General features: G+C 65.6%; 28 protein-coding genes. 17 read left to right on the top strand and 11 right to left on the bottom strand.

The window, feature by feature from the left end; genetic code table 11:
- The first annotated feature begins 62 nt into the window (after positions 1-62).
- Positions 63-557, top strand: coding sequence for a L,D-transpeptidase family protein (locus Ga0080574_RS11460; protein ID WP_076698999.1), 495 nt, complete (start codon positions 63-65; stop codon positions 555-557).
- A gap of 18 nt (positions 558-575) precedes the next feature.
- On the opposite strand, the gene dalA is transcribed toward Ga0080574_RS11460, so the two are convergent.
- A complete protein-coding gene (gene dalA / locus Ga0080574_RS11455; protein WP_076698996.1) occupies positions 576-1,130 on the bottom strand; it encodes a divisome-associated lipoprotein DalA in 555 nt (184 codons plus the stop codon).
- Positions 1,131-1,328: 198 nt separating this feature from the next.
- Here dalA and Ga0080574_RS11450 point away from each other — a divergent pair, with 198 nt between their 5' ends.
- Positions 1,329-1,919: a L,D-transpeptidase gene (locus tag Ga0080574_RS11450; protein WP_076698993.1), complete on the top strand. Its 591-nt coding sequence runs from the start codon at positions 1,329-1,331 to the stop codon at positions 1,917-1,919.
- A gap of 144 nt (positions 1,920-2,063) precedes the next feature.
- Positions 2,064-2,258, top strand: a complete 195-nt coding sequence (locus Ga0080574_RS11445; RefSeq protein ID WP_076698990.1) for a ferrochelatase — start codon at positions 2,064-2,066, stop codon at positions 2,256-2,258.
- A gap of 121 nt (positions 2,259-2,379) precedes the next feature.
- On the opposite strand, the gene hemH is transcribed toward Ga0080574_RS11445, so the two are convergent.
- A complete protein-coding gene (gene hemH, locus Ga0080574_RS11440; RefSeq protein WP_076698987.1) occupies positions 2,380-3,441 on the bottom strand; it encodes a ferrochelatase in 1,062 nt (353 codons plus the stop codon).
- A gap of 60 nt (positions 3,442-3,501) precedes the next feature.
- Entirely contained in the window at positions 3,502-4,323 is an 822-nt protein-coding gene (locus Ga0080574_RS11435) for a methyltransferase domain-containing protein (RefSeq protein ID WP_076698984.1), read from the bottom strand.
- Positions 4,324-4,337: 14 nt separating this feature from the next.
- Here Ga0080574_RS11435 and Ga0080574_RS11430 point away from each other — a divergent pair, with 14 nt between their 5' ends.
- The 5 genes from Ga0080574_RS11430 (at position 4,338) to Ga0080574_RS26210 (ending at position 6,678) form a co-directional block, all read left to right on the top strand.
- A complete protein-coding gene (locus Ga0080574_RS11430) occupies positions 4,338-5,066 on the top strand; it encodes a ComF family protein (RefSeq protein WP_076698981.1) in 729 nt (242 codons plus the stop codon).
- A gap of 39 nt (positions 5,067-5,105) precedes the next feature.
- Positions 5,106-5,363, top strand: a complete 258-nt coding sequence (grxC, locus tag Ga0080574_RS11425; protein ID WP_076698978.1) for a glutaredoxin 3 — start codon at positions 5,106-5,108, stop codon at positions 5,361-5,363.
- A gap of 112 nt (positions 5,364-5,475) precedes the next feature.
- Positions 5,476-5,916: a MarR family winged helix-turn-helix transcriptional regulator gene (locus Ga0080574_RS11420; RefSeq protein WP_076698975.1), complete on the top strand. Its 441-nt coding sequence runs from the start codon at positions 5,476-5,478 to the stop codon at positions 5,914-5,916.
- 174 nt (positions 5,917-6,090) lie between these two features.
- Entirely contained in the window at positions 6,091-6,297 is a 207-nt protein-coding gene (locus Ga0080574_RS11415; protein ID WP_076698970.1) for a cold-shock protein, read from the top strand.
- Between the two features lie 231 nt (positions 6,298-6,528).
- Positions 6,529-6,678 (top strand): hypothetical protein, encoded by a 150-nt coding sequence (locus tag Ga0080574_RS26210; RefSeq protein WP_198039805.1) that lies wholly within the window; start codon positions 6,529-6,531, stop codon positions 6,676-6,678.
- 79 nt (positions 6,679-6,757) lie between these two features.
- On the opposite strand, the gene Ga0080574_RS11410 is transcribed toward Ga0080574_RS26210, so the two are convergent.
- From Ga0080574_RS11410 to ubiG, 3 genes are all read right to left on the bottom strand, one after another.
- A complete protein-coding gene (locus Ga0080574_RS11410; RefSeq protein WP_076698967.1) occupies positions 6,758-8,341 on the bottom strand; it encodes an ABC-F family ATP-binding cassette domain-containing protein in 1,584 nt (527 codons plus the stop codon).
- Positions 8,342-8,542: 201 nt separating this feature from the next.
- Complete coding sequence (locus Ga0080574_RS11405) at positions 8,543-8,842, bottom strand: YciI family protein (protein WP_076698964.1); 300 nt, start codon at positions 8,840-8,842, stop codon at positions 8,543-8,545.
- Entirely contained in the window at positions 8,839-9,585 is a 747-nt protein-coding gene (ubiG, locus tag Ga0080574_RS11400) for a bifunctional 2-polyprenyl-6-hydroxyphenol methylase/3-demethylubiquinol 3-O-methyltransferase UbiG (protein ID WP_076698961.1), read from the bottom strand. Before ubiG ends, Ga0080574_RS11405 begins: the two co-directional genes overlap by 4 nt.
- 52 nt (positions 9,586-9,637) lie before the next feature.
- On the opposite strand from ubiG, the gene pip reads away from it, so the two are divergent.
- The 4 genes from pip to Ga0080574_RS11380 all read left to right on the top strand — a co-directional run bounded on the left by pip (position 9,638) and on the right by Ga0080574_RS11380 (position 13,976).
- Positions 9,638-10,636 carry a prolyl aminopeptidase gene (gene pip / locus Ga0080574_RS11395; protein WP_076698956.1) on the top strand — a complete coding sequence of 333 codons (999 nt, stop codon included), beginning with the start codon at positions 9,638-9,640 and terminating at the stop codon, positions 10,634-10,636.
- A 41-nt stretch (positions 10,637-10,677) separates the two neighbouring features.
- On the top strand, positions 10,678-11,970 hold the full coding sequence (locus tag Ga0080574_RS11390) for a hypothetical protein (protein ID WP_076698953.1): 1,293 nt from the start codon (positions 10,678-10,680) through the stop codon (positions 11,968-11,970).
- A complete protein-coding gene (locus Ga0080574_RS11385) occupies positions 11,971-12,348 on the top strand; it encodes a hypothetical protein (RefSeq protein ID WP_076698947.1) in 378 nt (125 codons plus the stop codon).
- 251 nt (positions 12,349-12,599) lie between these two features.
- A complete protein-coding gene (locus Ga0080574_RS11380) occupies positions 12,600-13,976 on the top strand; it encodes an ABC transporter substrate-binding protein (RefSeq protein WP_237219362.1) in 1,377 nt (458 codons plus the stop codon).
- 13 nt (positions 13,977-13,989) lie between these two features.
- Here Ga0080574_RS11380 and Ga0080574_RS11375 read toward each other — a convergent pair whose 3' ends face one another.
- Complete coding sequence (locus Ga0080574_RS11375; RefSeq protein WP_076698944.1) at positions 13,990-14,667, bottom strand: D-lyxose/D-mannose family sugar isomerase; 678 nt, start codon at positions 14,665-14,667, stop codon at positions 13,990-13,992.
- Between the two features lie 659 nt (positions 14,668-15,326).
- Complete coding sequence (hslU, locus tag Ga0080574_RS11370; RefSeq protein ID WP_076698941.1) at positions 15,327-16,634, bottom strand: ATP-dependent protease ATPase subunit HslU; 1,308 nt, start codon at positions 16,632-16,634, stop codon at positions 15,327-15,329.
- 120 nt (positions 16,635-16,754) lie between these two features.
- Between hslU and Ga0080574_RS11365 the strand changes: the two genes are divergently transcribed.
- A complete protein-coding gene (locus Ga0080574_RS11365; RefSeq protein WP_083716823.1) occupies positions 16,755-17,705 on the top strand; it encodes a diacylglycerol/lipid kinase family protein in 951 nt (316 codons plus the stop codon).
- On the top strand, positions 17,702-18,544 hold the full coding sequence (locus Ga0080574_RS11360) for a metallophosphoesterase family protein (protein WP_076698938.1): 843 nt from the start codon (positions 17,702-17,704) through the stop codon (positions 18,542-18,544). Before Ga0080574_RS11365 ends, Ga0080574_RS11360 begins: the two co-directional genes overlap by 4 nt.
- Here Ga0080574_RS11360 and hslV read toward each other — a convergent pair.
- Positions 18,499-19,059 (bottom strand): ATP-dependent protease subunit HslV, encoded by a 561-nt coding sequence (gene hslV, locus Ga0080574_RS11355; RefSeq protein ID WP_076698935.1) that lies wholly within the window; start codon positions 19,057-19,059, stop codon positions 18,499-18,501. The two genes, Ga0080574_RS11360 and hslV, sit on opposite strands and share 46 nt — an antisense overlap.
- A gap of 96 nt (positions 19,060-19,155) precedes the next feature.
- On the opposite strand from hslV, the gene Ga0080574_RS11350 reads away from it, so the two are divergent.
- Together Ga0080574_RS11350 and Ga0080574_RS11345 are read left to right on the top strand one after the other, a co-directional pair.
- Positions 19,156-20,121, top strand: a complete 966-nt coding sequence (locus tag Ga0080574_RS11350; protein ID WP_076698932.1) for a phosphotransferase — start codon at positions 19,156-19,158, stop codon at positions 20,119-20,121.
- A gap of 12 nt (positions 20,122-20,133) precedes the next feature.
- Entirely contained in the window at positions 20,134-20,358 is a 225-nt protein-coding gene (locus Ga0080574_RS11345) for a DUF1413 domain-containing protein (protein WP_076698929.1), read from the top strand.
- A 223-nt stretch (positions 20,359-20,581) separates the two neighbouring features.
- On the opposite strand, the gene Ga0080574_RS11340 is transcribed toward Ga0080574_RS11345, so the two are convergent.
- Positions 20,582-20,971 (bottom strand): metallopeptidase family protein, encoded by a 390-nt coding sequence (locus tag Ga0080574_RS11340; RefSeq protein WP_076698926.1) that lies wholly within the window; start codon positions 20,969-20,971, stop codon positions 20,582-20,584.
- 124 nt (positions 20,972-21,095) lie between these two features.
- Between Ga0080574_RS11340 and Ga0080574_RS11335 the strand changes: the two genes are divergently transcribed.
- The gene (locus tag Ga0080574_RS11335; protein ID WP_076698923.1) at positions 21,096-21,647 is read left to right on the top strand and encodes a 2OG-Fe(II) oxygenase; all 552 of its coding nucleotides are present in this window, start codon (positions 21,096-21,098) and stop codon (positions 21,645-21,647) included.
- A 162-nt stretch (positions 21,648-21,809) separates the two neighbouring features.
- Here the strand turns inward: Ga0080574_RS11335 and Ga0080574_RS11330 are convergent, their stop codons facing one another.
- Positions 21,810-22,739, bottom strand: coding sequence for an MBL fold metallo-hydrolase (locus tag Ga0080574_RS11330; protein WP_076698919.1), 930 nt, complete (start codon positions 22,737-22,739; stop codon positions 21,810-21,812).
- Positions 22,740-22,890 lie beyond the last annotated feature (151 nt).

Raw genomic sequence — 22,890 nt, 5'->3', positions numbered from 1 at the left:
TGGCGCGGCTGTTCCGGACGGGTTTTTTGCGCTATAAGAGGCAAAAAACAACGAGCGGATAAATGCGGTTTCTCAGGCTAGTCCTCATCCTCGCCCTGGCGACGACAGTCACGGCGTGTTCCAGCAAATTCAGAACCTATAACGGTCCGGAAGTGACCCAGATCGTCGTGCAGAAAAGCCAGCGGCGCATGTTCCTCCTGCACAATCAGGAGGTTCTGAAGGCCTATGATATCGGGCTTGGTTTCTCGCCCGAGGGACACAAGCAGGTCGAGGGCGACGGCCGGACGCCGGAAGGGATGTATTTCATCGACCGGCGCAACCCGAACTCGAATTACCATCTCAGCATCGGGATTTCCTATCCCAACCCGGCGGATCGCGCCTTTGCCGAGACGCTGGGCAAGAGCCCGGGCGGCGACATCTTCATTCACGGGCGTCCGTGGAAGGATCGCAAGGGCGGGCGCGACTGGACGGCGGGCTGCATCGCCGTGACCGACCGAGAGATGGAAGACATCTATGCCATGGTGCGCAACGGCACGCCCATCGTGATCACCCCGTGATCGGGGGATGGGGCTGCCTCAGGAGGGCAGCCCTTCACCCGGGGTGGGCGCGAGGCTCGGCGCGCCGGTGACCAGCGTCCACCAGATCTTGCCGTTGTCTTCCTGATACCAGGCAAATCCCAGATCGCGCGCGGATTCATCGAGGATGACATTGCGCGTGGGCGCGTCTTCCATCCATGCGGCGAGGGTTTCCAGCTCGGTCTCGTAGGTTTCCGAGATGTTCTCACCCACGAGGCGGCCCGTGTAGCCGACGCGCTGCACCCGGTCGATGGGCGAGGAGCCGTCGGAGCCGAAATGCCAGGGCCGGTTCTGCACCGACATATCGCGCGAGTGCGTGGCTGCCGCGGCGTTGAGTTTGGCATTGAGCGACAGCGGCGGCACGCCGCGCGCCTGACGCAGGGCATTCACCGAGTCGAGCATTCTGTATTCGATTTTCGCGCCGGATCCCGGTGCGATCCGGTAAGCGCGCGGCAGGGGTTTGCCATCTGGTCCCAGAGTCGGGGCGGTGGTCGTCGCGCCACATGCGGCGGTGACCAGCGCTGCGGAGATCACGAGGAACGATCGTCTTTGCATTGTCCTGCCTTATTCGTTTCGTTTTTTTCGGCTTAGCCTGCGCAGAGCCGCTAATCAAACGCACATCACCGTGACCGCGAGGTCTCAGCGTCGTTTGATGTGCGACTGAGGCTTTACGGCCATATCACCGAAGCCGTAGTATAGCGCCGAAAGCCCCTTGGGGCATTTTTATAGCTGTGCAACGAGGATCGGACCAAGATGACACAGAAACGTTTTGACCGCCGGGCCTTTCTGGCCGCGGGTGCAGCCGTGATCGGAACGCCGGCGCTGGCACAGAATGTGAACGGAGCGGGAACCGTCGAGATCGAGCGCGATCTTTCGCAGGCGGTGCGCCGCAATATCTCGAGCTTTCGCACGCTCGACTGGCAGCCGCATTTCTCGTCGCTCAACAATGGCGCGATCCTTGTGGATATCACCTCGCGCGCGCTGCATTACTGGGAAGAGGATGGCACGTATCATCTCTATCCCTGCTCGGTGCCGCTGAGCGAGGATCTGACGCGGCGTGGTCGCACCCGGGTGACGCTCAAGGATCCGGCGCCCGACTGGCGTCCGACGCCCTCGATGAAGCAGCGCAATCCGGAGTGGCCGGACTATGTCGGCCCCGGTCCCGACAATCCGCTCGGCACCCGCGCCATGCATCTGAGCTGGACCTATTACCGCATCCACGGCACCCACGACACGCGCAAGATCGGGCGCCGCTCGTCCAATGGCTGCATCGGGCTTTATAACGAGCATATCGAGCAGCTTTACGGCATGGCGCAGGTCGGCACGCAGGTGTTGCTTATTTGACGACAGAGGGTTGACCGGGAAAACCGAACGCTAAGTTGGATTTGCATTCCCCGTAAATTGCTGCTTAGACAGATTTACGAGGTAAGTCTTGGGTGCTTGTCGTGGAAAACTCTGGCCACGTCAGGCGATTATCTGGAGGATAACATGAAGAAACTCGCTCTCGCCGCCGTGCTCGCCGCTACCGCTTCGACCGCGATGGCCGGCTCCTACGCAAAAGACGATGTGGTCATGGAGCCCGTCGTGGTTGTGGAAGAAGCTCAGCAAAGCTCGTCGTCCGCTGGCATCCTGATCCCGCTGATCCTGATCGCCGTGGTTGCCGCTGCTGCGACTTCCGACTGATCGTCGGATCGCGAACAGAACATGGAAAAGGCGGTGCTTCGGCACCGCCTTTTTCTTTTGTCTCATGGGTTTGGGTATAAGCTTGCTTGGCATGGTGGGCTGGAAACCCACCTAAGCGCATCTATTTCAGCCAGCCGCCCATGTTCTCCTCGATCACGGTGCTCAGCGCGTCGATATGGGCCGGGTCGTCGTTGAGGCAGGGGATATAGGTGAACTGCTCGCCCCCCGCATGCTCAAAGCTCTCGCGGATCTCTTCGTTGATCTCTTCCAGCGTCTCGATGCAGTCGGCGGAAAAGGCCGGCGCGATCACCGCGATCTTCTTCTTGCCCTGCTTCGCCAGCTCGGCCACATGCTCGACCGTATAAGGGCGCAGCCATTCCTCGGGGCCAAAGACGGACTGGAAGGTCGTGGTGATCTGGGTCTTGTCCCAGCCCAGTCGCTCGCGCAGCAGCCGAGTCGTTTTCTGGCACTGGCAGTGATAGGGATCGCCCTGCATCAGGTAGCGCTTGGGCATGCCGTGATAGCTGACCACCAGAATGTCGGGTTTCTCGGCAAGATCGGCATATCCCCGCTCAACCGACGCGGCGAGCGCCTCGATATATTTCGGATGTTCGAAATAGGGATCGACGACGCGGGCGGTGGGCTGCCAGGCCTCCTCCATCAGCGCGCGGAAGAACTGGTCGTTGGCGGTGGCGGAGGTGGCACCGGCATATTGCGGATAGAGCGGCAGGAACAGGATCTTGCGGCAGCCGGCCTCGGTCATCGCCCGGACCTTCGACTGCGTCGAGGGATTGCCGTAGCGCATGCAGAAATCCACCATGACCTGCTCGCCGTAGCGCGCGCGCATGCTGTCGGCGATGGCGGCGGTCTGCCGCTTGGTGATGGTCATCAGCGGGCTTTCGTTCAGCTCCTCGTTCCAGATCGACTTATAGGCCTCGCCCGAGCTGAAGGGGCGCTTCGAGAGGATGATCCCCTGGAGGATCGGCTGCCATTTCCATTTCGGATAGTCGATGACGCGCCGGTCCGACAGAAATTCGCTCAGATAGCGCCGCATCGGCCAGTAGGAGTAATGATCGGGCGTGCCGAGATTGGCGAGCAGCACGCCGACCTTCGGCTGGGCGATCTCGGGGTGATCGGGCTGGGCATGTGCCGGGCGCGCGGCGGTTCTGGTGGCGTCAAGCATGGTCCTGTCCTGATCTGCTTCCCTGACTGAAGATGTTAGGTATCGCTTCCTGGAAAGAGTTCAATCTTTCAGAGGCGTTTCCGAGGTGTTCAGCGCGTCGGCGAGACGTTGCGCCGCAGATCCCGGGCGCAGCGGCTTCTGCTGGCTCTCGTCCGGGGCCCAGCCGGTCAGGGTGACGATCTCGAAGGAGGCGGGCACGCGGCCATCGGACCCGGCAAAGGCATCGGCATAGAGCTCGGTCGCACGCAGCATCACCGCGCGCCGCGTCGGGTGACGCAGCCGACCGGTCAGAGCGTTGGTCTCGCCCATGGCGCGCAGGTCGCGCATGAGATGCAGGGCGGAATCGTAGCTTGCTGTCAGGGTAAAGGAATCCGCCACCGGCAGCGCCAGCCCGGCGCGTTGCAGCAGCGCGCCGAGATCGCGGATCTCGCCCATCGGCGCGATCCGGGGCGACAGCCCGCCGGTCACCTCGACCTCGGCCTGTCCCAGTGCCGCGCGCAGCTCGTGCAGGGTCTCGCCGCCGAAACAGAGCGCCAGCAGCAACCCGTCGGCCCTGAGCGCGCGGCGGCATTGCACAAGCTGGCCAACCGGGTCGTTGGCCCAGTGCAGCGCCATGGCATGCACCACCAGATCGTGTGCCCCCTCGTCGAGCGCCAGCACCTCGTCATCGGCGACGATCTTCGCACCGGGCAGGGCGCTTTCCCAGATCTGCGGGAACCCGGTTACCACGGCGGGTGCCGTAAACGTCCTGTTAACCACGAAGAGCCGATCCTGCACCTCCTCCCGCGCGGCCTCTTGCAGGAAGAGCGCAGGGTCGCGCGCGGCGCGGGCGCGGTGGCGCAACAGCGCGGTTCGGTCGGTGAGGGGGGCGGGGTTCGACATGGAGGCTGATTAGAATGTTCGGGGCGGCGTTGCAAACCGTGCTGCGCGTGATCTACCCGCCGCGCTGCCTGATCTGCGGCGGGCTGGTGGAGACCGATTTCGGCCTCTGCGGTGCGTGCTGGCGGGACACGCCGTTTCTCGCCGGGCTGTCCTGTAGCGCCTGCGGCGTGCCGCTGCCCGGCGCGTCGGATCGGGCGGAGTTCTGCGACGAATGCCTGAGCGTGCCCCGGCCCTGGGAGGCCGGTTGCGCGGCGCTGCTTTATCGCGACAACGGGCGCAAGCTGGTGCTGATGCTGAAACATGGCGACCGGCATGACATTGCGGCGGTGGCGGGCGGCTGGATGGCCCGGCAGGCGCGCCCGCTGCTGGAGGACGGCATGATCGCGGTGCCGGTGCCGCTGCATCCGCGCCGCCACCTGCGCCGGCGTTTCAACCAGTCGGCGCTGCTGGCCCAGTCGCTGGCGCGGGCGCTGGGCATCGCCTGGAGCCCCGACGCGCTGGAGCGCGCCCGCCACACGCCGGTGCTGGACGGCAAGAGCCGCGAGGCGCGATTCGAGACGCTGGGCGCGGCGATCCGGGTGGCGCCGAACCGCGCCGCGCTGATCCGCGACAGGCCGGTGCTGCTGGTCGACGATGTGATGACCTCGGGCGCGACGCTTTCGGCGGCGGCAGAGGCCTGCCTTGCGGGCGGCGCACGGCGGGTCTGTGTCTGCGTGCTGGCACGCGTTGCAAAGCGACCCTAAATCCCTTCAAATGCCCCGAACTTCCCGAAGGGACCCAAGATGCAACCGATCGAAATCTACACCACGCCCTATTGCGGCTTTTGCCACGCCGCCAAACGCCTGCTCACGTCCAAGGGCGCCGAGTTCACCGAGATCGACGTGATGGAAGACCCCTCGCGCCGGCCCGAGATGGTGCAGCGCGCGAATGGCGGTCGCACCGTGCCGCAGATCTTTGTCGGCCCCACCCATGTGGGCGGCTGCGACGAGCTCTATGCGCTGGAACGCGCCGGCAAGCTCGACGCGCTGCTGGCGGGCTGAGCCCGGGGCAAGCGGCGGTCGGGCAAGGGTTTTTGTTGACCTTGCGCGACGCCGCGTCCAGAAAGTGCCGATCCCATCCCCGTGAAACCCCTTTGGCATCGACCGGCCCGGCATGACGAATCCTGAGAATGCGCTTGCGATCTCGCTCTTCAGCGAGCTGCTGACGGCGGATCAGCTATTGCGGAACCGGCTGACGCGGGTGCTGCCGGACCGCATGGAGATTTCGCATTTCTCGGTGCTGAACCATCTCGCCCGGGTGCAGGACGAACGCTCTCCCGCGCAGCTTGCGCGCAGCTTTCACGTCACCCGGGGCGCGATGACCAACACTCTGGCCAAGCTGGAGATCGCCGGCTACGTGCATATCCGCCCCGACTGGGACGATGCGCGGCGCAAGATGGTCTCGATCAGCCCGGCCGGCAAACGCGCCCGCGAGGCGGCGCTGGCGGCGATGACGCCGGTGATCTCGGAAATGGTGGGCGAGCTGGGTGCAGAAAAGGTCCGCGCCGCGCTGCCGGTGCTGCGCGAGCTGCGGCTGAAGCTGGAGGCGGAATAGCCCGTCTTGCACCGCCTGACCGTTAGCCCTTGCGCTGACGGCGTTTTCACTTTACGCAGAAGGGGCTAAGCTTCTTCTTACGACTTCTGTTTCCTAGCGGCCTCAGTTGATCTTTGACGACACTGAGCCCGGTCGTCGCATCCTGCGGACGGCAAAAAACTAGGAGATCTCACGATGGCCAATGGCACCGTGAAATGGTTCAACGCCCAAAAAGGCTTCGGATTCATCGCCCCCGAGCAAGGTTCGAAAGACGTTTTCGTCCACATTTCCGCGCTTGAGCGCGCCGGTCTGCATCAGCTCGATGACGGCCAGGCCGTGACCTTCGACCTCGAAAGCGGTCGTGACGGTCGCGAATCGGCGACCAATATCGCGCTGGCATAAGCCCGCGACGAGCCGACTACCGGGGCGGGGGCTGTCTGAGGACTGCTCCCGCCTTTCTGCAAGATGTGACGCCGTCTTCCGGGAAACGGTCATATCTGCAACCGATGGGGCACCGGTTGCCCCATATCGGACGCGAGCGCTCGCAAGATCGCATGCGACCCGAGTGTTGCGCAGTCTTGAAGATCAACCTGAAATGGAGATTCTGAGATGGCGAAACTCACAAAAGATACCTTGTTCAAGCCCGCCGCGCCGCGCGCGGAAACGGTGATGGACAAGACCTCCCGCGCCGCCCGGCAAATTCTCGACGACGAAAAGCACAAGCGCGACGCCAAGACCGAGCAGCTGCGCAAGGCCCGGATCGAACGAGACGGCGGCAAGTGACCGACGCCCTGCCGCTCTTGCGGTCAATTCCGGATCGTTGCCGGCAGCGGTGATTTGAGAGCTGGCGCCGGGCAGCGGATCAGACCTGCATCTGGATGACCCGTTCGGGCGCGATGGCGCTCAGAAACGCCTGATCGTGGCTGACCACCAGCACGGCGCCGTCATAGGCCGCCAGCGCCGATTCCAGCGCGTCTATGCCATCGAGATCGAGGTGATTGGTCGGTTCGTCGAGGATCAGCAGGCTTGGCGGCGGCGTGCCGCCCAGTGCGCAGGCAAGACCGCCGCGCAGGCGTTCCCCTCCGCTCAGCGCGGCCACGCGGCGCAGCGCATCGCCGGCGCGGAACCCGAAGCGGGCAAGGGCCGCATGTGCCATATGTTCATTCGCGGCAGGGGTTATGCGCAGGAAGTTTTCGCGCAGGGTTAATCCGGGCTCGAGCAATCCGACATGCTGATCCAGAAACGCCCAGGAGACCGGCAGGTCCACCTGTCCGCTGAGGGGGCGGAGCTGGCCGGTGATCAGCTTGAGCAGGGTGGTCTTTCCGCTGCCGTTCGGCCCTTCGATGACGATGCGCTCCGGTCCGGTGACCGTAAGCGACCTGTCGCGGATGGCGGGCCGCTCCGGGTCGTATCCGCCGGTCACATGGTCCAGCCGCAGCACGGTCCTGCCGGCGGGCAGGCCGGTCGGGGCAAGCTCCATGTGGAGCGGAGTCAGCACCTCGACCTGTTCGCGGGCGGCGAAGAGCGCAAGCTCCGCCGCATCGCGCCGCGCTTCGCGAAGACGCGCGCCGGCGCCCCCCGATGCCTCGGCCCGGCCCTTGGCGAAATCCAGAAGCGCTTTCGCCTGACTGCCCTCCGCCCGGGCCCTGTGCCCCGCACCATCCTTGCGGGCCTTGCGCTCCGCCGCCTGTTGCGCCCGGCGCGCCGCCTCGTTCCGGGCCTTTTCGGCATGGGCGAGGCTATGCGCGGCGGCGTCGCGTTCGATGGCCTTCTGTTGCCGGTACGCGGTGTAGTTGCCGCCATAGCGGGTCGCGCCGAGCGAGGTGAGCTCGACGATCGCATGCATCTCTTCGAGAACCTCGCGATCGTGGCTGGCGACGATCACCGTTCCGTTCCAGCCGCGCAGAAGGTCGATCACCGCCCGGCGCCCCTCGCGGTCGAGATTGTTGGTGGGTTCGTCCAGCAGCAGGATATCGGGTTCCGCCAGGATCAGCGCTGCCAGCGCCGCCCGGCTGCGCTGGCCTCCGGACAGGGTTGCAAGCGCGGTCTGCGGCCTGGCCACGAGGCCGCAGCGCGCAAGCGCCGACTCGATCCGGGCAGGCAGGGTCCAGTCGGCCCCGGCCAGCTCTCCGGCGGTTGCCTCGCCGGCCTCGGCGCGGTCAAGCAAATCGAGGGCGGGACCGACGCCGAAGAGATCGGCAACGGTTTCGCCCGCGGTCTCCATCGCGTCCTGGCGCATCAGGGCAACGGCGCCGCGCAGGCTGAGCTGCCCTGACGCGGGTTGCAGCTCGCCGGCGATCAGACGCAGAAGCGTGCTTTTTCCGGCGCCGTTCAGCCCGACGACGCCGGTGCGTTCGGGGCCGAATGTCAGGTTGAGATCGGAGAAAAGCGATGTGCCGTCAGGCGTGGAGTAGCTCAGGTTGGACAGGGAAACGGATGCAGGCATGGGGCAGGACTTCTCGCAGCGGGACCGGAAGGGTGAAGGCGGCGAGAATCTTGTCCATGTTCAGTGCATCCCTGTACTTGGCTGCAACGGAGATAGGTGTCGTGCAGCCCGCCCGCAAGATATCGGTGACATATCGCGCGGGCGTTTTCGTCAGATCCTTGCGGCAAAGCCTGCCTGTGCCGGTAAAAGTCTGGGCGCGGCTTACAGCCCCGGCCCCCGGTTCGACGCCGAAAACTCGGTGATTTCCATCGTCACCACGCCCTCCAGGGCAAAGGGATCCTGCGCCATCAGCGCCTCGATTTCGGCCTTCGAGGTGCCCATGGCGATCACCACCCCGCCGCTGCGCGGGTTTTTCGGGCCCGACATCAGGAAATGCCCCTCGGCATAGCCTTTCTTCACGAAGTCCATATGCGGCGCCAGCACCGGCTCGATCTGCTCGAACGGCACCGCATAGGTGATGTCGATGACGAAGAGGCTATGCCCCTCGGGAATCAGACTCATGCGGAGACCTCCGGGTTCAGCGCCGCCGTCACATAGTTCACCGACAGGTCGCGGTCGGAGATCTTCCACGACCAGCTCACCGGGTTGAAGACAAAGCCCTTGCGGTCCACCGGCTCCAGCCCGGCCTCGCTCAGCAGCTTGTAAAGCTCGTCCGGGGTGATGAATTTCGACCAGTCATGCGTGCCCTTGGGCAGCCAGCGCATGACGTATTCCGCGCCGACGATGGCCATGGCAAAGCTCTTGGGGTTGCGGTTGAGCGTTGAACACAGGTGCAGCCCGCCCGGTTTCAAAAGCTGCCGGCAGGCGGTGAGATAGGCCAGCGGATCGGCCACATGCTCGACCACCTCCATATTGATCACCACGTCGAAGCGCTCGCCGCTCTCTGCCAGCGCCTCGGCGGTGGTGTGGCGATAGTCGATCTCGAGCCCCGACTGCGCCGCATGGGTCATCGCCACCGGAATATTGCGCTCGGCGGCATCCACGCCCACCACCTCGGCCCCGAGCCGCGCCATCGGTTCGCAAAGCAGCCCGCCGCCGCAGCCGATATCGAGAATGCGCAAACCGGCAAAGGGTTCGGGCTGCGACAGGTCGCGCCCGTATTCGCCGGCGATCTGGGTGGTGAGATAGTCGAGCCGCACCGGATTCATCATGTGCAGCGGCTTGAACTTGCCGTTCGGATCCCACCATTCGGCGGCCATGGCCTCGAACTTGGCGATTTCGGAGGGGTCGATTGTCACGGTCATCTGTCACTTTTCCCCATGGTCATTTGGGTTTCCATGCCAATATAGATGGATCATGGACAAATTCCCGGGCCAAAAGCGCGCAGTGCAGTATCTCTACCCGCCCATCGACCCGTTCGATCAACGCATGATCGACATGGGCGACGGGCACAAGATCTATATGGAACAATGCGGCAACCCGCAGGGCATCCCCGTCGTGGTGCTGCATGGCGGGCCGGGGGGCGGCTGCTCGCCGGCGATGCGGCGCTATTTCGATCCGCGCGTGTTCCGCGTGGTGCTCTTCGATCAGCGCGGCTGCGGGCGCTCGCGGCCCCATGCCAGCGTCACCGACAACACCACCTGGCATCTGGTGGCCGATATCGAGCGCATCCGCGAGACGCTGGGCATCGAGCAGTTCATCGTCTTCGGTGGCAGTTGGGGTGCGACGCTGGCGCTGGTCTATGCCATCAGCCACCCCGAGCGCGTGCGCCAGTTGGTGCTGCGCGGGGTCTTCATGATGACCCGGACCGAGCTCGACTGGTTCTATGGCGGCGGCGCCGGGCAATTCTGGCCCGAGCCCTGGGCGCGCTTCACCGATCTCATTCCGGCGGAGGAACACGGCGATCTGATCGGCGCCTATCACCGGCGGCTGTTTTCCGGCGATCTCCAGGACGAGACGCGCTTTGCCCGCGCCTGGTCTGCTTGGGAAAACGCGCTCGCGTCGGTCTATTCCAGCGGTTCGGGCGGCGAGGCGCCGGGAGATTACGCGCGCGCCTTTGCGCGGCTTGAGAACCATTATTTCGTCAATGACGGCTTTCTCGAAGAGGATGGCTGGATCCTCAAGAATGTCGACCGGCTGCACGGCATCCCCGGGGTGATCGTGCAGGGTCGCTACGACATGATCTGCCCGCCGCAGCGCGCCTGGGAGCTGGCGCAGGCCTGGCCCGAGGCGGATCTGCGGATGATCCGCAATGCCGGGCATGCCCTGTCGGAACCGGGCATCAGCGCCGAACTGGTGCGCGCCATGGACAGGATCGCCGGGCAGGAGGGTTTACAGGAGAATTCCGGCATCTAGTCTGTCGCGGACGGCGCCGGATCTGGAGGGGACGCAGCGACATGACGGCCGAAACCGGATGCGGGATGCGACGGGCGCGGCTCTTTACGGTGTCGCCCTTCGAAAGCTCTCTGAACTTCTACAGTCTGGGACGCACGCGCGAGGAAAGCGCGCGGCTGGTCACCGCGATCCGCAAGATCGCGCCGGTGACGGAGTGGTTCGAGGTGGATTTTCCCGACTGGCCCTTCGGCTATGGCACGGTACGGCACGACGCGTTGCCGGTGTTCTTTCAGCCCACGGTGATCCTGCGGCTGAAAACCGGCGACGGGGTCGAGGTCACGCGCGGCGATCAGGTGTTTCGCGCGCTCTCCGCCGAGCTGCATTTCTACGACGACTGCATCGGGGTGCTGTTCGTCGAATGGGCGACCGACCGGCTCGATTGCCCGAGCTCCGAATTCGACGATGCGCTGACCGGCGCGACGAAGCGGCTCTTTCGCAGGCATATTCACCACTGTCTCGACACGCTTCAGCGCGAGCTGGCCAATGACGGCGGCGCGATGAAGGTGCTGCGCGCGCCCGACGAGTATTCGGTCTACACGCCGGTATCGGAGTTGCCCGACAGCCCGGTCTGGACGGCACGCTCGGTGATCGTGGCAGACGACGCGGCGCCCGGCGATCCGCTGGTCTCGAAGCTCGGCGGGTTGCCGCCGGAGGCCGAGGATCTCGACGGTGCCCGCGCCTGGGTCGGATCCGGCAACAGCCTGTTTTCGGTCGCCGGCTCCGCCATGGAGCGCTTTACCGAGGACTGGATGCGGAGCATGAGCCTCTGCCAGTTCTACGCGACGCTGCTGTCGCGCTACCAGACCATCCTGCTTGCCGAGGTCCGGGTGCTGGAACATGCCGGCGAGCGCGATATCCGGCGGCAGATTCTCGGCACGCTGGAGCGCAAGCTCGACCATCTGGATTTTGTCCGGCTCCAGCACGAGCGGGCGCTTTACGGTCTTCAGGGGGTCCGGCGGCAGCTTGCGCGCTATATCCACAAATCGTGGGAGAGCGAGCTGCAATTTGAGAATGTGCGCGGCTGGGCGGCGCTCCTGCGCAAGCAGATCGACCGCTATTACCGGGCGCGCCAACTGGCTCAGACCCGCATTCTGAAAAGCTTTGTCGCGGTGATCGGTGGCCTCTCGCTGTTCGATCTGGCGCTGGTGATGGTCAATGAGGCCCGCACACAGGGGCCGGACGATGTCGTGGGGCTGCTCGACATGTTTCAGGACCGGTCGCCGGACATGGTGCTTTACTTTGCGGTCGGCATCCTGCTCTTGCTCATGCTGATCACCTATCTGAGCGAGAAATAGATGACAGCAGAACAGATCCCCGATGCGCGGCGCTGCCGGATCGTCGTCCTTATGGGCAGCGGCTCTGATAGGCTGGGCGAGGCGGCGGATGCCATCGCCCTGCCGATATCGCGGGATTTCGGCGGGCTGACGGTGAGCTTTGCCACAGGGTATTGGGCGCCGGACGGGCAGAAGGAAGAAGGCCCCTACGATGTCGACGGTCTGATGAAGGAGCGGGTGCTGCGTCTGGATCTTCTGGTGATGCCAGAGCTCAGGGAGGCGGCGCTGGATCTGCTGGAGGAGACCTGCCGCGAGGTCAACAGACGGTTTGCTTTGGGATGCACGCATCTGCACATAGAATGCCTGGACGCCGAGGCGGAGCATCGCCTCATTGCCTGACGTCGCTTTGCCGGCGATACTGGGCAGGACAGAGAGACACCGGCGGCGAGTCCGCCGCAACGTGACGGGTAAGCAACTGCCATGACGGCCTTTCACCGCCGCCGACTGATCCAATCCGCTCTCGCCGCCGCGGTGCTGGGCGGGTCGGGTCTTGCCGCCGCTCCGGCGCGGGCGGGGGCACGCTGCGCGCGGGGCTGGGCGGGGCGCATCGCTCCGACAGCTGGGACGCGCGGCAGCACGCGGATTTCTTCATGATCGCCGCCGGGCAGGGCGCGGTGTTCGACACGCTGACCGAGGTCGCCGCAGATGGTTCGCTGCGTGGCGAGCTGGCGACCGGCTGGCAGGCCAGCGCCGATGCGCGGATCTGGACGGTGACGCTGCGCGAGGGCGTGCGGTTCCACAACGGCAAACCCTTCGTGGCCGAGGACGTGATCGCCTCGCTGCGCCTGCATCTCGACCCGAAAGCCGCCTCGGGCGCGCGCCCGCTTGTGGCCTCCATCGCGCAGATGGAGCGGCTCTCGGATCATCGTATCCGGTTCACGCTGTCGGCGGGCAACGCCGATTTTCCCTATCTGCTCGCCGATTTTCACCTGCTGATCTACCCCGCCGGGCAGATCGAGGAGGCAATGGCGCGCGGCATCGGCACCGGGCTCTACCGCGTCGAGCATTTCGAGCCGGGCGTGCGGTTTCTCGGCAAGCGGGTGGCCGGGCATTACAAGGACGGGCAGGCGGGCTGGTTCGACACCCTGGAATTCCACGCGATGAACGACGGCGCCGCGCGGGTGGCGGCACTGCGCTCGGGTCAGGTGGATGCGATCAACCGCGTGGCACCGCAGCGCGCGGCGCGGCTGCACGGCGCGCCGGGGCTGCGTTTGCAGGACGTGCCGGGCAATGCCTATTACGGTTTCGCCATGCAGAGCGCGACCGCGCCTTTCGATGCGCTGCACCTCCGGCAGGCGCTGAAACACGCCATCGACCGGCAGGCGATCCTCGATCGGGTGTTGCTGGGTCACGGGCGCATCGGCGCCGACAGCCCGCTTGGCCCCGCCAATCACTACACAGCCGATCTCACCCCGCCGCCCTACGATCCGGACCGCGCCCGCCATCATCTGCGCAAGGCCGGGCTCTCGTCGCTGACGCTGCCCCTGTCGGTCTCCGAGGCTGCCTTTGAGGGCGCGCCCGAGGCCGCCGCGCTTTTTCGCGATGCGGCCCGCGCGGCGGGGATCGAGATCGCGGTGACGGCAGAGCCCGCCGAGGGCTACTGGTCGCAGGTCTGGCGCCAGCGGCCCTTTTGCGCCTGCGCCTGGTCCGGGCGGGTGACCGAAGACTGGATGTTCTCCACCGCGCTCCAGCACGGCGCGCCCTGGAACGAGACGCAATGGGGCATGGAGCAGAGCCCGCGCTTTCAGGCCCTGCTGGGCGAGGCGCGTTCGGAGCTCGACGGCACGCGGCGTCGGGCGCTTTACGGCGAGATGCAGCAGATCCTGCGCGATGAGGGCGGGCTTCTGGTGCCGGTCTTTGCCAATCACCTTCAGGCGGTCAGCGAGCGTATCGCCACGCCGGCGGCGCTGGGCAATCTCTGGGCGATGGACAATGCGCGCTTTGCCGAACGGTGGTGGCTGGCGTAAGGCGCCCGGTGCCTCAGAGCCTGTCGTCGTAATCCGAGACCAGCAGGTGCAGCGGCGGCGCGTCTTCTTCGACGGTGGAAAAGCGGCCGATCTCCATCTCGAAGATATTGTCGGTGAGATCGTCATTCACCGTCGAGACCTCGCCCACCAGCACGTCGCTGCCCTCGCCCCAGAACGCATGCCAGGTGGTGGGAAAAAGCGTCACCGATTCACCGGGATCGAGCTTCAGATGCCCGCCGGGCGGCAGGGTGCGGTCGATGCCGTCGCACATCACCGTCACCGGCGCGTGCCGGTCGATGCCGCCCTCCGGCGTGGCCGCGTGCAGCTCCAGCACCAGCGTGCCGCCGCCGCGATTGATGATGTCCTCGACCTTGAGATCGTGCCGGTGGTTGGGGCTGAGCTGATCGCGGCGCGAGATCATGATCTTTTCGGCGTAGAGCATGGCGCTATGCTTGCCGAGATCGTGGCTGAGCCCGTTGCGCAGCGTGAAGAGAAACAGCCCCATCCGGTCGAAATCGCCGCCGCCGTAATCAGTGATGTCCCAGCCCATGCGCCGGCGCTTGATCTCAGCATGATCGGTCGAGCGCAGCTCCTCCGGTGTCAGGTAGGCGAAGGGCGGCAGGCTGACCCCGTGGCTGCGGATGAAGGCATCGCCTTCGCGCAGGATCTCGTTGATGCGTGAGCGTTTCACCGGCGCCTCCCTTGCGTGACCGCTGCGAGTCTATCCCGGCCCCAGCTTTGGCGGTAGGGGCCGGACGCCTCCGGCGGGCGGTATTTGGAAAGAGAAGAAGGGCTATGAGTTCGCGGATTTCATCAAGTACGAGTCAATGATCAGGAGCACAAATGGTGGAATCGGTATCCGTCAATACCAAATATTGGTCAGTTTTGAGGAAAAACCAGTTGTCTCGGAGATAATTGCTACCCAAGATAAGCGCACCTCCAGAGCCGGATGATCCCCTTATGAGGGAGGAACCCGCTGAATTGGGAGCATTCGGCCCCAATGAGAGCTGATCCTTAATGATCGGCGCTTCTGAAAGGAGGTGCAGCGATGGTTTTCGTTCGCGAATATTATCGTTGGCGCTTCGGCAGGCGGGAATGCGTGTCCGCGCATTACCGCCATTGGCCGAGGCCGAAGCAGTTGAAACTGCTTTAAAAGTTAGATGTGTGTCTAACAGAGGTCGCCCAGTCGGGCGGCCTCACCCTTTATTGGTACTTACCCTTAGTGAGAGGTAAGTACCTGTAACTATGTTCGCTGATAGCGACATTTACAACGGTTAAATACAAAAAAATTATCACATGGAACACCAGTAACGCACTGGAGTCCTTAAGGGATTCTATCCAAAAGAAATTCTAGAGCACGTAGCGGCTCAGATCGGCGCTGCGGGTGAGTTCGCCGAGATAGGTTTCCACGAAATCCTCGTCGACGGTGATGGTCTCGCCGCCACGGTCGGGCGCGGTGAAGGAGAGCTCTTCGAAGACCCGCTCCATGACCGTGTAGAGCCGGCGCGCGCCGATATTCTCGATGCTCTCGTTGACCTGTGCGGCGATCTTCGCCAGCGCGTGGATGCCTTCCTCGGTGAAGGTGACGGTGACCTCCTCTGTCTGCATCAGCGCGGTGTATTGCCGGGTCAGCGCGTTGTCGGTCTCGGTCAGGATGCGGACGAAATCCTCTTCGGTCAGCGCCCGCAGATTCACCCGGATCGGCAGCCGGCCCTGAAGCTCGGGCAGCAGATCCGACGGTTTGGCGATGTGGAAGGCGCCCGAGGCGATAAAGAGGATGTGGTCGGTCTTCACCGGCCCGTGCTTGGTCGAGACGGTGGTGCCCTCGATCAGCGGCAGCAGGTCGCGCTGCACGCCCTCGCGCGAGACGTCGCCGCCCCGGGTTTCCTGCCGCGCCGCGACCTTGTCGATCTCGTCGAGAAACACGATGCCGTTCTGCTCCACCGCTTCGAGCGCCGCCGCCTTCACCGCCTCGTCGTCCAGGAGCTTGTCGGCCTCTTCCTGAATCAGCACCTCATAGCTCTGCGCCACGGTCATCTTCTTGCGCGCGGTACGCCCGCCAAAGGCCTTTCCGAAGAGATCGGAGAGGTTCATCATCCCCATGTTCTGGCCTGGCTGGCCGGGGACCTCCATCATCGGGAAGGGGCTGGCGGTCTCGGCCACGTCGAGCTCGATCTCGGTGTCGTCGAGCTCGCCGTCCCGCAGTTTCTTGCGGAACATCTCGCGGGTGGCGTCGCGCGCGTCGGTGCCGGCGATGGCCTCGATCACCCGGTCCTCGGCGGCCTTGTGGGCGGCGGCCTTGACCTCTTCGCGCATCTGCTCGCGGACCATGGCGATGGCACCGTCGACCAGATCGCGGATAATCTGCTCCACGTCGCGCCCGACATAGCCGACCTCGGTGAACTTGGTGGCCTCGACCTTGATGAAGGGCGCCTTCGCCAGCTTGGCGAGCCGGCGCGAGATCTCGGTCTTGCCGACGCCGGTGGGGCCGATCATCAGGATGTTCTTGGGATAGACCTCGTCGCGCAGATCCTCGGAGAGCTGCTTGCGCCGCCAGCGGTTGCGCAGGGCGACGGCGACGGCGCGCTTGGCGTCCTTCTGGCCGATGATGAATCGGTCGAGTTCCGAGACGATTTCGCGGGGGGTCAGATCTGTCATTTCGGTCCTGTCCTTGCGCGGCCGGGGCGGCCTGCCGTTGCGGGTCACATATACATCGCAGCCCGGAATCCAAGCCTCAACGCGGAACCGGCGATACGGTTGCGGCGTTGCCCATCCGTCATGCAAGCCGCCGCTCTCCCCGATGCCGGGCCCGTTTCCGATGCAGAAGCCGCCTCCTCCGATGAGACCGGCGGCGTGCTGCTTGTGGTCAATCCCGGCTCCGGGCGCAATGCCCGCGACCGCGCCGCCATCGACGCGGTGCAGGAGGCGCTGGGCGCGACGCTATGCCCGTTCCGCTCGCCTGAACAGCTCAGCGAGACGCTGCGCCGGGCGAGCCCCGAGATGGTGGTCTCCGCCGGCGGCGACGGCACCGCCATGGCGACGGCCTCGGCGCTGCTCGGCACGGGCATTCCGCTGGGCGTGCTGCCCATGGGCACCTTCAACTATTTCGTTCGCGGGCTCGGCTTTGACGAAGATCCGCTGACCGCCGCCAGGCAGATCCTCGCGGGGCATGCGGTCGAGCAGCGGGTCGCCACGGTGAATGGGCAGGTCTTTCTCAACAATGCCAGCCTCGGGATCTACCCGGCGATTCTGAAGGAACGCGAGACGGTTTATGCGCGCTGGGGCCGCCGCCGCCTGATGGCGCATTGGTCGGTGGTGCGCAGCTTTCTGCGCTTTCGCAAGCCGATGCGGGTGACGCTGGATATGGGCGAGGTGCAGGAGACCCGGCGCACGCCGCTGGTCTTTGTCGGCCGGTCGGCCTTTCAGCTCGAACGCTTCGGGCTGGCGGGCGGTGACGCCATCGAGCAGGGCGGTTTTGCGGTGCTTGTGGTGCGGGGCGAGACGCGGCGCGATCTCTTCCGCATGAGCGCGCGGCTTGCCACGCGGGTGGCGGCGGAGGGTGAGGATTACGACCTCTACCGCTGCGACCGGCTGACCGTCGAGCGGCCCAAGGGGCGCCGCTCGCTGGTGGCCTTCGACGGTGAAAAGCGCATGATGGCCGGGCCGCTGCGTTTCGAGATGTCGGAGGCGCCACTGACCCTGATGCTGCCGGGAGACCCTGAAGCGTGACCCGCGTCCTGCACCTGTCCGATCTGCATTACGGCCGGGAGCGTGCAGGGCTGGAAGAGGCTCTGTTATCGGCCATCGACCGGCTCGATCCCGATCTCGTCGCGATCTCCGGTGATTTCACCCAGCGCGCCCGGGTGTCGCAATTTGCCCGCGCCCGCGGCTTTCTCGACCGGCTGACGCAGCCCTGGCTGGCGGTGCCGGGCAACCACGACACGCCGCTCGACAATCTCTGGGTCCGTATGTTCGCGCCCTGGAAACGCTATCGCAGCGCGATCTCGCCCGAGCTTGAGCCGCGTCACGAGACCGAAAGCATGGTGGTGGTCGGCGTGAACACGGTGAATCGCTTTGCCTGGCAGCGCGGACGGCTTTCCGAGCGGCGGATCGAGCGTGCCTGCGCCGGCTTTGCCGAGGCTGGCGAGAGGGCGCGGATCGTCGTGCTGCACCACCCGCTTCAGCACGGGCCGGAGGTCGAGAAGCGGCTGATGCGCGGCGCGGGCGCGGCGCTGCGGCGCTTTGCCGATTGCGGCGCGCAGATCGTGCTCTCGGGCCACCTGCACCAGACCGTCGTGGCGCCGTTCCGGGCGCATCCGGGTCTGTTATTCGTGCAGGCGGGCACCGGGCTGTCGGACAGGCTGCGCGGCGGCGAGCGCAACACTTTCAACCTGCTGACGCTCTCGGGCCCCCGGGTCTCGGTCGAGACCTGGGGGCTGGAGGGCGAGGGTTTCAACCTTATCGGGACAAAGCGCTATCTGCGCGACGGGGACCGCTGGGAGCGGCTGCCGGACGCCGAGGCTCAGGCGCCCGAGATGGTCTCCACCGTCAGGTTTCCGTTGGTGTAGACGCAGATATCGGCGGCGATGGCCATGGCGCGGCGGGCGATCTCTTCGGCCGAGCGGTCGGTGTCCATCATGCCGCGCGCGGCGGCCAGTGCGAAATTGCCGCCCGAGCCGATGGCGGCGATGTCATGCTCGGGTTCGAGCACGTCGCCGGCGCCGGTGATCACGTAAAGCTCGTGCCCGTCGGTGACGATCAGCATGGCTTCGAGCTTTTGCAGATACTTGTCGGTGCGCCAGTCCTTGGCGAGCTCGACGCAGGCGCGTTGCAACTGGCCGGGGGTCTTTTCCAGCTTGGCTTCCAGCCGCTCCAGCAGGGTAAATGCGTCGGCGGTGGAGCCGGCAAAGCCGCAGACCACGTCCGAGCCGCCGGGCGACAGCCGCCGCACCTTGCGCGCGCTGCCCTTGATCACGGTCTGGCCCAGACTCACCTGTCCGTCGCCTGCAACCACCACCTGCCCGCCCTTGCGGACGCCGATGATCGTGGTGCCGTGCCAGCCGGGGAACTCCTGATCGGCCATGGTCGTCGTCTCCTTTTCGTGCTTGCCGCCATATGGGGGCTGGACATTGCCGCCACAAGGCGTTGCCCTCCGGGGACATAGAGCAGGGACGCGCGGATGGAAATGCAAGAGGCCGATCTTGGCCGCGCCGCATGGGCGCTGTGGCCGGCGCTCGCGGCGCAGATGGGCGAGGATCCCGGCGCGTGGCGCGCGGTGCCGCTCGCCCGGCGCGAGGATGCGCGGGTGGCCACGGTGCTGCTGCGGCTCGACGGGCCGGACGGGCGGGTGCTGGTGCTGAAGCATCAGCGGCGCCCGGAGGAGGGTTTCGCCGAGGCGATGTCGGCGCATCTGGAGGCGATGGAGGTCTATCCGCAGGGCGTGCCGGCACTGCATGCGCTGGATATCGAGGCCCGCGCCTGCGCGATGGATCTGGCGCCGGGCCAGCCGCTATCGGTGATGCTGGAGGGCGCGCCGCCGGAGGCGCAGGCGTGGCTGCTGCGGCGGGCGGGCGCCTGGCTCGATGGCTATCACCGGGCGACTCTGGGCGAGGCGCGGGTGTTTCAGCCGAAATTCACCCTGCGCTATCTCGACACGGTGCGGGGCGAGGTGCTGGAGGGGGCGCGCGAGATTGCGCAGAAAGAGCGGTTTCTGGCCTGTATAGAGACGATTTTTTCCGCCGCCGCGCGCTATGAGGGGCGGCAGACGATGACCGCGCGCACCCATGGCGATCTGCATCTGCGCAATCTGCTGCTGGACAGGGCGGGCTGTCTCGGGATCGATTTCGCTGCCGGTCGTGTTGTGCCAGTAGGACACGATATCGCGCGGCTGCTGGCAGATTACGCCATCCTGCACGCCCCGCAGGAGAGGATCGCACGGGGCGAGGTGCTGCCGGATTTTGCGCGGAAGGCGTTTTTCGAGGGGTACACTCTGGTCGGGCCGGACGATCCTTCGGTGGGGCTGCTGCTGCGCAACCGGGTGCTCGCGGAGTGGTGGGGGCTGCCGGCCCGCGCCGAGGCCCGCAGCGCCGCGCAGGCGCGGCGCTTTGTCCAGCTGATGCCGCTGGCGGAGCGGGTGTTTGGCTGAAAGGAGGACAGGATGGATGAGGCTTTGCTGAACCGCTTGCACGATCGCGCCGCGGCGCTGTCGCCGGGGGAATTCCACTTCCCGGAGCTCTACGGCGAGGGCTGGGACAGGCTCTGGATCGGTGACAAGGTGCGCATCGGGCGCGAATTTCTGAACGCGGTGAGGGCGGGCAGGCTGCCCGATGTCAAGGATACGGGTCGGAAGGCCGGCGGCGGGCGGATCTATCGCAAGAGGTGATGGCGCGGCGCGTGCCGGTATGCGCGCCTCGCCCGCGCCGGGACGCGGGGCGCCTGGCATGGCTACCGGGTGATGCGGTCAGGATCGCTGCGCGACCTGACCTTGCCCGCGGGTCGCCCGCGCTGGGACGCGGGGCGCCCGGCATTGCTGCCGAGTGATGCAGTCAGGATCGCTGCGCGACCTGACCCTGCCCACGGGTCGCCCGCGCTGGGACGCGGGCGACCTACTCCCACCACCGGTCGATTGTGGCGATGTCACTGTCCGACCAGCCGAAATGATGCGCGAATTCGTGCACGGTGACATGGGTGACCAGATCTTCGAGCGCGATGTCGCCGCGCTCGCGCCATTCCGCCAGGATCGGTTGCCGGAAGAGCCAGACGCGGTCGGGATAGGGCGAAGGCCAGGTCAGCGAGCGTTCGGTCATCGGGATGCCTTCGTATAGCCCGGTCAGCTCCAGCGGATCGCCGATCTCCATCTCGCGCAGGATCTCCTCGGGCGGCCAGTCGACCACTTGTAGCACCACCTCCGCCGCGCTCTGGCGGAAGGGCTCGGGAAACTGCGCAACGGCGGCGCGGGCCATCTTGTAGAAGGCGGACAGATCGGGATCGCTCATCCCGTGGATATGGGCGTGAAACGACGCAAGGAAAAGGTCGTTTTCCGTCCGCCCCGTCGCGTTCCGGCCAGCGAAGCGCGGGTTTGGCGCTAAGCAACCGCGATCCTGTTCTCCGAGACCCAAAATGCTGACCGTTCACAAGATCCCGGGCGCCTTCGCCGATGCCGATTGCGACCGCATCATCGACCTCGCCCGCGCCGCCCCCAGCGCCGACGCGCGGCTCGTCGGCCGCAATCGCGACCACAATCTGCGCCGCGCCGATCTGGTCTGGCTCGACGACGTGCCGGGCACCGAATGGATCATGGCGCGGATCATCGAGATCGTCCGCAGCGCCAACCGCGAGGCCTTCGGTTTCGATCTCGACGCGTTCGACGAGAGCGCCCAGGTGGCGCGCTACGGTGCCGAGCGGCAGGGGCATTTCGGCTGGCATTCCGATATCGGCGACGGTCGCCTCGCCGCGCGGCGCAAGCTGACCATGGTGGTGCAGCTCTCCGACCCGGCGAGCTATCGCGGCGGCACGCTCGAGATCATGCCCTCCGCCCACAGCGCCGAAGCCGCACCCGAACGCGGCAGCGCGACGCTCTTTCCCTCCTTCCTGCTGCACCGGGTCACCCCGGTCGAGGAGGGCGAACGTCATTCGCTCACCATCTGGGCGCACGGCCCCGCTTTTCGCTGACCGAAGCCCTTTCATCTTTCTCCAAATACTCCTTTACGCCCCCGGCAACAGGCGGTGTTTTTGGAGTATTTCCAGAAAGATGAAAGCCGGGGGGCACGCCTTCGACGCCCGCGTTGGCGCGTAGGGTGGGCAATTCTGCCCACCGCACGCCGTGCAAAGCCCTCAGCCCAGCATCAGCTGATAGCTGTGCGGCACGTAATGGAACCCATCGCCGCGCGTCTCGGCATAGCCCAGGGCGGGGAATGGCATGTGATAGCCGATGAAGGGCAGCTTGTCGGCGGCGAGCATGTCCAGGACTTTGCGGCGCGAGGCGGCGGCCATGGCCTTGTCGGTGTCGAAGCGCACCTCCCAGTCGGGATAGGCCAGCGACCAGACATAATGGTTGGCGAGATCCGCGATCAGCATCAGCTGCTGCCCGCCGCTTTCCAGCATGAAGCCCATATGGCCCGGCGTGTGCCCCGGCGCCAGTACCGAGGTCACGCCCGAGGCGACGCTGTCGCCATCGCCGATGAAGCTGAAGCGCTCGGCCAGGGGCTGCACCTTGCCGGTGAAAGCGTCGCCGCCAGCGTTCGACCAGTGGTCGAACTCCGCCTGGCCTGTGACATGCTGGGCATTGGCGAAGGTCGGGCCATCACCGCCCGTGAGCCCGCCCACATGGTCGCCATGCATATGGGTGATCACCACATGGGTCACCTCGTCGGCGCCATAGCCCGCCGCCTCGACCGCCGCGACGATGCCCTCGGGGGACAGGCCGGTGTCGAAAAGGATCAGCTCGGAGCCGGTATTGACCAGCGTCGGGTGGAAAAAGAACTGAGCCTTGTCAGTGGGGATCATCGCCGCCTCCGAGGCGCTGGCGAACTCCTCTTCGCCGACATTCATCCCAAAGATGCCATGCGGCTCCTCGACTGTGCGGGTCCCGGCCATCAGCGCCGAAACCTCGAAATCGCCGAGCATCACGCGGTTCACCTTGGGCACCTGCGCCCCCTGCATCGCTGTTTGCGCCCGGGCGCGCCCGGCAAGGCCGGTGGCCAGCGGCAGCGTCGCGGCGCCGGCGAGCGCGGCGCGGCGGGTGATCCTGGGTTGGTCCGTCATGAAAATTCCCTCCTGTTGATCCTGCGAGACATAGGCCGCCCGTGACCGGCGGCCAGAGCGGCGCGCCGGTTCACGGTCACAACCCGGAGGGTGGCTGCTGACTGGCGCTTCGCCTACAAAAATTCTCGTGAAGGAATATGATCGCGCCGGG

This window comes from Salipiger abyssi (genome assembly GCF_001975705.1).
Taxonomy (GTDB): Bacteria; Pseudomonadota; Alphaproteobacteria; order Rhodobacterales; family Rhodobacteraceae; genus Salipiger; species Salipiger abyssi.
This window is presented reverse-complemented; position numbering and strand designations above follow the sequence as displayed.